Here is a 12,080-nt window from a genome sequence, read left to right as displayed (position 1 = left end):
TTTTAAGCAAAATTTAAAATAATGAATTATACCTTTCGTCTACTTTTGTTTTTTTTAATGCTTTCCACAATTTCTATTGAAGCTCAGGAACTGTTATCAGAAAAACATCATTTCACAAAACAAGATACCTTACGTGGAAGTATTACCCCTGAGCGTGCTTGGTGGGATTTAACCTATTATCATTTAGATATAAAAGTAAGTCCTGAAGAAAAATCAATTAGAGGTAAAAACACCATTCAATATAAAGTTTTAGATAGTCATACAGTGATTCAGGTAGATTTACAAACACCTCTAAAGCTCACAAAAGCAATTCAAAATGGTAAAGAATTAAATATAAATCATGATGGAAACGCTCATTTTATTACATTAATCGACAAACAAAACATTGGTGATATTAATAGCATAACGGTTTATTACGAGGGTATTCCTAAAGAAGCTATTCGTGCTCCTTGGGATGGTGGCGTTTCTTGGAAAAAAGACAACAATGGGAACCATTTTATAGCAACATCGTGTCAAGGCTTAGGTGCAAGCGTTTGGTGGCCTAATAAAGATCACATGTACGATGAAGTAGATAGTATGTTAATTAGTGTTAATGTACCTAAAGATTTAATGAATGTTTCTAATGGCAGATTACGACTTGTTGAACAAATTGGTGATACAAAAACATTCCATTGGTTTGTAAAAAATCCTATAAACAATTATGGTGTAAATATGAATATTGGTGATTATGTTAATTTTTCTGAAGTATACGACGGTATGGCAGGAAACTTAAATATGGATTATTATGTATTACGCGATAATCTTGAAAAAGCCAAAGAACATTTTAAAGATGCACCTAAAATGATGAAAGCTTTTGAGCATTGGTTCGGACAATACCCCTTTTATGCTGATAGTTTTAAATTAGTTGAAGTGCCTTATTTAGGTATGGAACATCAAAGCTCTGTAACTTATGGAAATCAATATAAAAAAGGATATTTAGGTAACGATTTATCTGGAACAGGTTGGGGTTTAAAATTCGATTTTATTATTATACATGAAGCAGGACACGAATGGTTTGCCAATAATATTACCAATAAAGATATTGCTGATATGTGGATTCATGAAAGCTTTACAGCCTATTCAGAAAATTTATTTTTAGATTATTATTACGGAAAAGAAGCCTCGGCAGACTATGTTATTGGTACTCGAAAAAATATAGCAAATGATAAACCCATTATTGGGAAATATTACGATGTAAATAAAAAAGGCTCAGGTACAGACATGTATTATAAAGGTGCAAACATGCTACACACCTTAAGGCAACTTATTGAAGATGATGAAAAATGGCGACAAATTTTACGTGGTTTAAACACCACTTTTTACCATCAAACAGTAACAACAAAACAAGTTGAAGATTATATAAGTAAACAAACGGGAATCAACTTAACCGAATTTTTTAATCAGTATTTAAGAACTACTAAAATTCCAACTTTAGAATATTCTCATAATAAAAAGGCTTTAAAGTATAGATGGACAAACATTGTTGATGGTTTTGATATGCCAATTCAAGTAAAAATTGGAAATAACGAACAGTGGATTTATCCAAAATCTGAATGGCAAACCATGGAAGTTCCTTCTAGTAAAACACCAATTAGTATTGATAGAGATTTTTATATAGAAGTAAAAGAACTTTAGTTTCTATGGAATTTCCTGAACTTTATTTTAAAACGGATACTGAATGGCGTGAATGGTTACACATAAATCATAGTACTACAAAAGGTGTTTATTTAATCTTTTATAAAGTTGAAAACAAAGAAGCTTCTATGCGATGGGAAGATGCTGTAAAAGTCGCGCTATGTTATGGTTGGATAGATTCTACAGTAAAAAGTTTAGGCAACGGAAAACGCAGACAATACTTTACTCCTAGAAACCCGAAAAGTGTTTGGAGTGCTTTAAATAAAAAGTATATTAAAGAATTAACTGCTAAAAAAACAATGCATAAAAGTGGTTTGCTAACTATTGAAATAGCAAAAGCTAACGGTTCTTGGACTGCTTTAGATGAGGTTGAAAAGGGTATAATCCCTAAGGATTTACAAGTTGAATTTGATAATAATAGTGAAGCCTTTAAAAACTATAAAAACTTCGCGCCTTCATACAGAAAAAGCTATTTATATTGGCTAAATCAAGCAAAACGAGAAGCCACAAGAGAAAAACGTATTACAGAAATTATTAAACTTTGTAATGCAAACATTAAAGATAGAGGTAATTGGTAATTGATTTCTTAACACCCTTTTAAGAATAGTTATAATCTAATTTTCCTATTTTCGACGGTTTAAAATATTCATTTGAAGGCAAAAACCAGATTACTAGCAAAACAATCAAGAATCTACAGAAAACTGCATCGTTTTATTGCCGTTCCCTTTGTTTTATTTATGTTTTTACTAGGAGTAACTGGTTTGCTTCTTACTTGGAAAGAACAATTACAATTTAAGCCTAAAACACAAACCGCAGTTTTAAACAATAAGCATTTAATTTCCTTAGACAAAATTACAAAAAATGCTATTAATCACATTGAAGCTTTAAACTTAAACTCTGAGATTAACAGAGTTGATTACAGACCCAATAAAGGTGTTGTTAAGGTAAGGTTTGAAAATCATTTTACCGAGTTACAAATAGATTGCTATACTGGTCAAGTAGTTTCTGAAAAACAAAGAACAGCAGATATTATTGAGATGATTCACGATGGATCTATTTTAGATTATCTATTTAAAAACAAGTCTACACCAATAAAACTTTTTTACTCTTCAGTAACTTCATTAGCACTAATACTCCTTTCTTTTAGCGGTTTTTGGTTATGGCTCAAACCTCGACAAATTAAAAAAATAAAGAGCTAATATTAGATTACGAAATATCTAACTCCTTTTCATTAACTTTAAAACTTCATTTAACTAATTGAACTTCACAATGAAAAAACTCATATCCTTAGCAATGCTATCCTGCATTACAATCATTTCTGCACAAAATTTTTCAATGGATTTATTAAAAAATATGCATCCACGCAATATTGGTCCTGGAGGAATGTCTGGTCGTGTTACTGCAATTGATGTGGTTCATAAAAACCCAGATGTTATGTATGTTGGTACCGCTTCTGGCGGACTTTGGAAATCAACTTCTGGAGGTATAACTTGGAACCCTGTTTTTGATAAGGAAGTAACGGCATCTATTGGTGCTGTTGCCATTCAACAATCTAATCCTAGTGTTATTTGGGTTGGAACAGGCGAAGGTAATCCAAGAAACAGTTTAAATGGTGGTTATGGTATATTTCGCTCTCTTGATGGTGGCAAATCATGGAAATCAATGGGTTTAGAAAACACACGCCATATTCATCGTGTTATTATCGATCCAACAAATCCTGATGTTGTATATGTCGCTGCAATTGGCTCGCCTTGGGGAGAACATCCAGAACGCGGTGTTTTTAAAACGACTGATGGTGGTCAAACTTGGAACAAAATTCTTTTTGTAAACAATAAAACTGGTGCTGCAGATTTAGTGATGGATCCAACAAATCCTAATAAATTAATTGCAGCCGTATGGGAGCATAAACGCGACCCGTGGTTTTTTAATTCTGGTGGCGAAGGTTCTGGTTTACATATGACACATGACGGCGGAAAAACATGGAAAAAAATCACAGACGAAGATGGTTTACCAAAAGGTAATTTAGGACGTATTGGTGTTGCCATAGCAGCAAACAAACCAAATATTGTTTATGCGTTAGTTGAAGCTAAAAAAAATGCACTTTATAAAAGTGAAGACGGCGGTTTTAAATGGAAAAAAATAAACGATAAAGACGATATTGGTAATCGTCCGTTTTATTATTCTGAAATTTATGTCGATTCACAAAATGAAAATCGAGTGTATTCCATTTATACATATGTTAATGTTTCGGAAGATGGTGGCAAGAATTTCACACAACTTATGCCTGCTTATGGTGTAGATAATGGTGTGCACCCAGATCATCATGCGTGGTGGATTCATCCTAATAACGGAAATTTCATGATTGATGGAAATGATGGCGGACTTAACATTACAAAAGATGGTGGTAAATCGTGGCGATTTATTGGCAACCTTCCAGTAGCTCAGTTTTATCACATTAATGTAGACAACGATATTCCATACAATGTTTACGGCGGCATGCAAGATAATGGCTCGTGGAAAGGTCCAGCTTATGTTTGGAAAGCGCAAGGTATTCGAAATTCTTATTGGCAAGAAATTAGCTTTGGTGATGGATTTGATGTCGTTCCTGATAAAGAAGATTCGCGTTTTGGTTGGACGATGAGTCAACAAGGTTATGTAAGTCGTTATGATGCTGAAACTGGAAATAATTATACAGTAAAACCAACACATCCTAATGCCGATGTTAAGCTTCGTTTCAACTGGAATTCAGCCATAAGTATCGATCCTTTTGATAGTAGTACTTTATATTTTGGTAGTCAATTTGTACATAAATCGACTGATAAAGGATTAACATGGAAACTTATTTCAGATGACTTAACAACTAACAATCCTGAAAAACTAAAGCAAAGTGAAAGTGGCGGATTAACCATAGATGCTACAGGTGCAGAAAACCATTGTACTATTTTAGTTATTGAACCATCGCCAATAGAAAGGGATATGCTTTGGATTGGTACAGATGATGGTCGTGTACATGTTACTCAAAATGGCGGACAAACCTATATAGATGTCACCAAAAATATAAAAGGGTTACCAGCAGGAAGCTGGATTCCACAAATAAAAGCTTCAAATAAAAATAAAGGTGAAGCGCTTTTAATTGCTAATGATTACAGACGTTTTAATTACACACCTTATGCATACAGGACCAAAGATTACGGTAAAACTTGGACACGTATTATTGATGCAAATGATGTTGAAAGCTACACATTATCAATTATTGAAGATATTCAAGAACCAAACCTTCTTTTTTTAGGAACAGATGATGGCTTATATATCTCACTTAATGCAGGTGAAAAATGGATAAAATGGACTGAAGGCTTCCCAACGGTTTCAGTAAAAGATTTGATTATCCATCCACGAGAACACGATTTAATTATAGGCACTTTTGGTCGTGCCGCTTGGGTTTTAGATGATATTCGTCCGTTACGAGCCCTAGCAAAAAACAATCAACTTTTAAGTAAAAAATTAGAATTATTCTCACCTCCTGTCGCCTATCAAGCTGCCTATCAACAACCCACAGGAAGCAGATTTGGTGGTGATGCTTTGTATCATGGTGAAAATAGAAAGAGTGGTGCTCAAATGTCGTATTATGTAACGGTTGATGAAAAAGAAGCGTCTAATAATGATGAAAAAGATGAAAAGGAAGAAGAAAATGATTCTTCTGAAAAAGACGTAACGAAAGTAAAGTGGGATTCGTTAACTATGAAAATTTATGATGGCGATCGTTTAATAAGAACTTTAAAACAAAAAGCGCCAAAAGAAAGTGGTATACATAAATGGACTTGGTATATGGATGAAAAAGGCCCAGATAGAGCATCGAGAACCATTAGAAAAAGTAACAGAGAAAACGGTGGCGTACAGGTAAAACCTGGTACATATAAGATTGTTATGCACTTCGGAGATCAAACTTCAGAAGAAATGATTACTGTTAAAAGCGATCCGCGACTTAACAAATCTATCACTAATATTAATGAAGTTTATACTGCTTCAAAACATATTGAAAGCCTATCTCAACTTATGGCTGATGCTGTTAAACAATTAGTTGAAAGTAAAGACATTTCAAAAAAATATCAATCCAGTCTTAAAAAATTAAATAAAGAACAATATAAATATGAAATAAAGGCTTCAAAAGACATCATTAAGAAAATAGATGAATTAATTGCTCTCTATTTAGGAAAAGAAGATAAACGCCAAGGCATTACACGAAATCCAAAAGTTAATATTAGCCAACGTATAAGTTTAGCAAATAGCTATATTAGATCTAGACAAAATGGACTAACGGCAACAGAAAACACGTTGATAGAACATGCTAAAAATACTTTAAAAGATGGCTTAGATAAAACCAATGCCTTTTTTAATGAAGATTGGGAAACCTATAAAAACGAGATGGAAGCTATAAAATCATCACCGTTTAAAACAACAAAATCATTTAAATTGAATTAACAGAAAAAAACTGTTCTATTTTCACACTTAAAGGATTTTATGTTTAAAAAATCTTAACAAAAAGGTGCTGTCTTTTATATTTAAGACAGCACCTTTTTTATTATTCTACGCGCTTAAGTGCGTCTATATTTTCAATTTTTATTTGCTTACCTACAGTAGCTATTAATCCTTCTTTTTTAAATTGAGATAGCACACGAATCGCAGATTCTGTAGCTGTTCCAACTATATTTGCAAAATCTTCTCGAGAAAGTAAAATACTTAAAGTTCCATCAGGGTTTGTACCAAAACTATCATGTATATAAACCAATGCTTCAGCTAGACGTTGTCTCACAGATTTTTGAGCCATATTTACTATAACATCGTCGGCTTCTTTTAAATCATGAGCCATTTCTTTTAATACTTCAAACGAAAATTTTGAATTACTTTGTAAATCGTTAATAATTTCGCTTTTAGGGATAAAACAAACCTCCATATCATTTAAAGCTACTGCCTGTAAATTAGAACTCTCATCAGAAATAAGAGATCGTTGTCCCAACAGTTGACCTTTAACAACCATTTTTACAATTTGATCTTTACCATTGGCACTTAATTTTGATAGTTTACAAATACCATCTTTAACACAATAAACGCCATTTAACGTTTCACCTTCTTCAAAAATAACATCTCCTTTTTTAATAATCATAGATGTTTTACAACTAGAAATACGAACTAACTCATCTTTAGTCAATGCTTTAAGTGAATTGAATTGTTTAACAATGCATTGCTCACACTTACCCATAATAAATAATTGGTGTTTTTGTAAAAATAAAGAAAACATGACAAATATCATATTAAAACTTTCACTAACTTTTAACCTTTGCAAAAGGTATAAATGAGCAAATAAAATGAATAAAAACACATGTTTTCATTGTGGTTTAGATGCTGCTTTCTCTAAAATTACATTTGATGACAAATCGTTTTGCTGTAATGGTTGCAAAACGGTTTACGAAATTTTTTCTACAAACGATTTAACTTGTTATTACGACTTACAACAAGCTCCTGGTACAACACCAAAAGACATTGAGGGTAAATACGACTTTTTAGAAAACTCAAAAATCATAGAACAGTTATTAGAATTTAATGATGATGAAGTACAAATTATTAGTTTATACATCCCAAATATTCATTGCAGTTCTTGTATTTGGATTCTAGAAAATTTGAATAAATTAAATAGCTCAGTAAGTTCGTCCATAGTTAATTTTGGAAAAAAAACTGTTCGAGTTTCTTTTAATTCTAAATCGATTACATTAAAAAATCTGGTTACGTTACTTAGCAGTATTGGCTATGAGCCTTATATAAGTTTAGACGATTATAGCGTTGGCAAAAAAGAAATTGACCGATCGCTGATTTATAAATTAGGTGTTGCCGGTTTTGCTTTTGGAAACGTGATGTTTTTGTCATTTCCCGAGTATTTTGAAGTTGGCGAATTTTGGATAGAACAATACAAACACCTTTTTAGATGGCTTATGTTTGCCTTTTCGGTACCAGTTGTTTTTTACTCGGCTCAAGGATATTTTATTTCGGCATATAAAGGTTTGCGTTCTAAAATTTTAAATATTGATATTCCCATTGTACTAGGGGTTTTGGTATTATTTTTAAGGAGCTCCGTTGAAATCATGCTCGATATAGGTTCAGGCTTTTTTGATAGCTTAACTGGACTTATTTTCTTTTTGTTACTCGGTAAATTTTTTCAACAGAAAACCTATTCGTTTTTATCTTTTGAGCGTGATTATAAATCGTATTTCCCGATTGGGATTACAAAAATAACATCTGAAGGTAAAGAAGAAGCGACCCAAGTTTACGATATTAAAAAAGGCGACCGATTACTTATTAGAAACGAAGAATTAATTCCCGTGGATTGTATTTTAATAAAAGGGAATGCACGGATTGATTATAGTTTTGTTACAGGTGAATCTAAAACAGTTTCTAAACTATCTGGAGACAAACTTTTTGCTGGCGGCAAACAACTTAATGGCACTATTGAAGTTGATGTTTTAAAATCTGTTGAGCAAAGTTACCTCACACAACTTTGGAGTAACGATGTGTTTAAAACCGACAAAGAATTGGCTTTTACAAACATTACAAATAGCATTAGTAAACGCTTTACAATCACTATTTTATTAATTGCTTTGGTTGCCACTTCGTATTGGTTAATTGTAGATTCTAGCAAAGCATTAAACGTTTTTACGTCAGTTTTAATTATTGCTTGTCCGTGTGCTATTGCACTGTCTGCGCCTTTTACTTTTGGAAATATTTTACGCATTTTAGGGAAGAAGAAATTCTATTTAAAAAACGCTAGTGTTATTGAACAATTAGCAAAAATAAATACTATCATTTTTGATAAAACAGGAACGATAACGGTAAACAAAGAAATGTCTATTAATTATGAAGGCGAAGCACTTTCATTGACTGAAGAATCGCTTTTAAAAAGTACGTTGCGAGGTTCTAATCATCCGTTAAGCAGGTCGTTATACGAAGTTTTAAGTGAACATAATGTTGTATCATTAGACACTTTTGAGGAACATTTAGGCAAAGGTATTGAAGCTAAATACAATCAAGAGTATATAAAGGTAGGTTCTGCGCCTTTTGTTGGTTATACTGCAGATACAGCAGCATTAAACACCACCGTACACGTTAGCACTAACAACAAGTATAAAGGAAAATTCACATTTTATAATGCTTATAGAAAAGGCTTATCACAATTGTTTAACACCCTAAAAAAGGGTTACGATTTGGTGATTCTTTCTGGCGATAATGCAGGTGAAAAAGACAATTTAACTAAATTACTACCAACAAAAACCAAATTGTTATTTAATCAAAAACCAGAAGATAAATTAGAGTATATAAAATACCATCAAACTGAAGGTGCAAATGTTTTAATGATTGGCGACGGATTAAACGATGCTGGTGCCTTAGCGCAAAGCAATGTTGGTATTGCCATTTCTGAAAACGTTAATGTATTTTCTCCAGCTTGCGATGCTATTTTAGATGCTTCAAAATTCAACCAATTATTTAATTATATAAAGGTTTCTAAATCAGCTATAAAAATTATAAAATGGAGTTTCGTGTTGTCATTCATTTATAACATTATTGGACTTTATTTCGCAGTGACAGGGCAATTAGCTCCAGTAGTTGCGGCCATATTAATGCCTTTAAGTTCTATAAGCATTGTAGTATTTACTACCATTTGCACTAATTTTTTAGGAAGAAAACTGAAATAGATATAAGAACTAAATTTAGCAAATGAGCGCGTTAGGGATTGAGGCATTTGTTGAAGCTCGCCGACGAAGGAGGAAGCGACTGCCGAAAGCTCGACCCTTGTGGTAACGCAATAAATAAAATAATGAATGAAACATGACAAAAATCATGTTTTAGCAAAGCTTATAAAAGTAATTTTGAACCATAACTTCTAATAGGTATGAGTGTTATATATATATTATTGAGTATCAGTATTATTGTTGCTATTGGCTTTTTTATTGCATTTATATATGCTGTAAAAAAAGGACAATTTGATGACAGCTACACACCTTCTGTTAGAATGCTTTTTGAAGACGAACTTGTTAAAAAACAACCAAAACCATCATTAAGAACTAAAAAGACCAATTAATTATTATGAAATCGCCACTTTAAAAGTAGATTAAAAACCCTTAATAAATTAGTGATTGCATAAGACCATTGAAAAACAAATAATTATTTACTTATGAAAGTACAACAGTTTCATTACGATAATAAAATCGTTAAAAATTTCCTCTATGCTACCATGCTTTGGGGAGTTATAGGTATGTTAGTAGGTTTACTATTAGCATTTATGTTTTTATTCCCTAACCTAACCGACGGTATTTCGTGGTTAAGTTTTGGTCGTTTAAGACCATTACACACCAATGCTGTTATTTTTGCCTTTGTAGGTAATGCTATTTTTGCGGGTGTTTATTACTCGTCGCAGCGTTTACTTAAAGCAAGAATGTTTAGCGATGCATTAAGTAAAATTAACTTTTGGGGTTGGCAATTAATTATTGTTGGTGCTGCTATTACACTACCTTTAGGCTATACCACATCAAAAGAATATGCCGAATTAGAATGGCCTTTCGATATTGCTATAGCTTTAGTTTGGGTAGTTTTTGGTTGGAATTTAATTGGAACTATTTTAAAAAGAAGACAACGCCATTTATATGTTGCTATTTGGTTTTACATTGCCACATTTGTAACCGTTGCTGTGCTTCATATTTTTAATAGTTTAGCGTTACCTGTTAGCGCCATGAAAAGCTACTCGGTGTACGCAGGTGTACAAGATGCTTTGGTACAATGGTGGTACGGACATAATGCCGTGGCGTTTTTCTTAACTACACCGTTTTTAGGATTGATGTACTATTTTGTCCCTAAAGCAGCAAACAGACCAGTGTATTCTTATAGATTATCTATTATTCACTTTTGGTCTTTAATTTTTATTTATATCTGGGCTGGACCACATCACCTTTTATATACGGCGTTACCAGAATGGGCTCAAAACTTGGGTGTTGCATTTTCAGTGATGTTATTAATGCCATCTTGGGGTGGTATGATAAATGGGTTATTAACATTACGTGGTGCTTGGGATAAAGTACGTACCGATCCTGTTTTGAAATTTATGGTTGTAGCCATTACTGGTTATGGTATGGCAACTTTTGAAGGTCCTTTATTATCACTTAAAAATGTAAATGCTATTGGACATTTTACAGATTGGATTATCGCCCACGTACACGTTGGTGCGTTAGCTTGGAATGGGTTTTTAACCTTTGGAATGATTTATTACTTAGTTCCGAAACTATTTAAAACGAAATTATACTCTATAGGATTAGCTAATTTACATTTCTGGATTGGTACTTTAGGAATCATAATGTATGCACTACCATTATATGTTGCTGGATTTACCCAAGCCAGTATGTGGAAACAATTTAACCCAGATGGAACATTAACATACGGAAACTTTTTAGAAACGGTTACCGAAATTATGCCCATGTATTGGATGCGTGCTATCGGTGGAACGCTTTTTATTGTTGGTATGTTAATTCTTGTTTACAATATTATTGTAACTATCAAAAATGGTAGTAAAGTAGAAGATGAATTAGCTGAAGCCCCTGCATTACAAAACGTATCAAAACGTCGTACTGCTGGCGAAGGGTGGCATACTTGGTTAGAAAGAAAACCAGTACAATTAACATTATTAGCAACTGTAGCTATTTTAATTGGTGGTATTGTTCAAATAGTTCCAACTATTATGGTGAAATCTAATATCCCAACAATAAGTAGTGTACAACCGTATACGCCATTAGAGTTAGAAGGTCGCGATATTTACATTCGCGAAGGTTGTGTGGGCTGTCACTCACAAATGATTCGTCCTTTTAGAAGTGAAGTAGAACGCTATGGTGAATACTCTAAAGCTGGAGAATTTGTATACGACCATCCATTCCTTTGGGGGAGTAAACGTACAGGGCCAGATTTACATCGTATTGGTGGAAAATATTCAGACAATTGGCACTTAGATCATATGTACGACCCACAAAGTACATCATCTGGATCTATAATGCCAGCGTATCAGTGGTTAATTAGAAACGAACTTGACAAGTCTAATACTGAAGCTAAAATGAAAACTATGGTAACTCTAGGTGTTCCTTATTCCGACGAAGATATTGCAAACGCACAACAAGCCATGTTAGATCAAGGCACGCAAATTGAAAAAAACTTGTATAGCAATCCTGATTTTGCAAAAACTTACGAATCTGACAAAGCTGCTGGAAGTTCAGAATTTATTGAGATGCGTAATCGTGAAATTGTAGCATTAATAGCCTATTTACAACGCTTAGGAACCGACATTAAAGTAAACAATTTAGAAACCGCTCAAAACTAAAAAT

General features: G+C 33.0%; 8 protein-coding genes. 7 read left to right on the top strand and 1 reads right to left on the bottom strand.

The features are described 5' to 3' along the window. Positions 1-21: 21 nt before the first annotated feature. From RG22_RS12945 to RG22_RS12930, 4 genes are all read left to right on the top strand, one after another. The gene (locus RG22_RS12945) at positions 22-1,674 is read left to right on the top strand and encodes a M1 family metallopeptidase (protein ID WP_034043958.1); all 1,653 of its coding nucleotides are present in this window, start codon (positions 22-24) and stop codon (positions 1,672-1,674) included. 5 nt (positions 1,675-1,679) lie between these two features. Continuing rightward, positions 1,680-2,252, top strand: a complete 573-nt coding sequence (locus tag RG22_RS12940; protein ID WP_034043956.1) for a YdeI/OmpD-associated family protein — start codon at positions 1,680-1,682, stop codon at positions 2,250-2,252. Between the two features lie 72 nt (positions 2,253-2,324). Next, positions 2,325-2,873 (top strand): PepSY domain-containing protein, encoded by a 549-nt coding sequence (locus tag RG22_RS12935; protein WP_034043954.1) that lies wholly within the window; start codon positions 2,325-2,327, stop codon positions 2,871-2,873. Positions 2,874-2,943: 70 nt separating this feature from the next. Beyond that, positions 2,944-6,153 carry a VPS10 domain-containing protein gene (locus tag RG22_RS12930; protein WP_034043951.1) on the top strand — a complete coding sequence of 1,070 codons (3,210 nt, stop codon included), beginning with the start codon at positions 2,944-2,946 and terminating at the stop codon, positions 6,151-6,153. 100 nt (positions 6,154-6,253) lie between these two features. On the opposite strand, the gene RG22_RS12925 is transcribed toward RG22_RS12930, so the two are convergent. Further along, complete coding sequence (locus RG22_RS12925; RefSeq protein ID WP_034046083.1) at positions 6,254-6,931, bottom strand: Crp/Fnr family transcriptional regulator; 678 nt, start codon at positions 6,929-6,931, stop codon at positions 6,254-6,256. A 106-nt stretch (positions 6,932-7,037) separates the two neighbouring features. On the opposite strand from RG22_RS12925, the gene RG22_RS12920 reads away from it, so the two are divergent. The 3 genes from RG22_RS12920 to ccoN all read left to right on the top strand — a co-directional run bounded on the left by RG22_RS12920 (position 7,038) and on the right by ccoN (position 12,076). Continuing rightward, positions 7,038-9,413 (top strand): heavy metal translocating P-type ATPase, encoded by a 2,376-nt coding sequence (locus tag RG22_RS12920; protein WP_034043949.1) that lies wholly within the window; start codon positions 7,038-7,040, stop codon positions 9,411-9,413. A gap of 197 nt (positions 9,414-9,610) precedes the next feature. Continuing rightward, a complete protein-coding gene (gene ccoS, locus RG22_RS12915) occupies positions 9,611-9,799 on the top strand; it encodes a cbb3-type cytochrome oxidase assembly protein CcoS (RefSeq protein ID WP_034043947.1) in 189 nt (62 codons plus the stop codon). 93 nt (positions 9,800-9,892) lie between these two features. After that, a complete protein-coding gene (gene ccoN, locus RG22_RS12910) occupies positions 9,893-12,076 on the top strand; it encodes a cytochrome-c oxidase, cbb3-type subunit I (RefSeq protein ID WP_034043944.1) in 2,184 nt (727 codons plus the stop codon). Positions 12,077-12,080 lie beyond the last annotated feature (4 nt).

This window comes from Wocania ichthyoenteri Th78 (assembly GCF_000789235.1).
GTDB lineage: Bacteria > Bacteroidota > Bacteroidia > Flavobacteriales > Flavobacteriaceae > Wocania_A > Wocania_A ichthyoenteri.
This window is presented reverse-complemented; position numbering and strand designations above follow the sequence as displayed.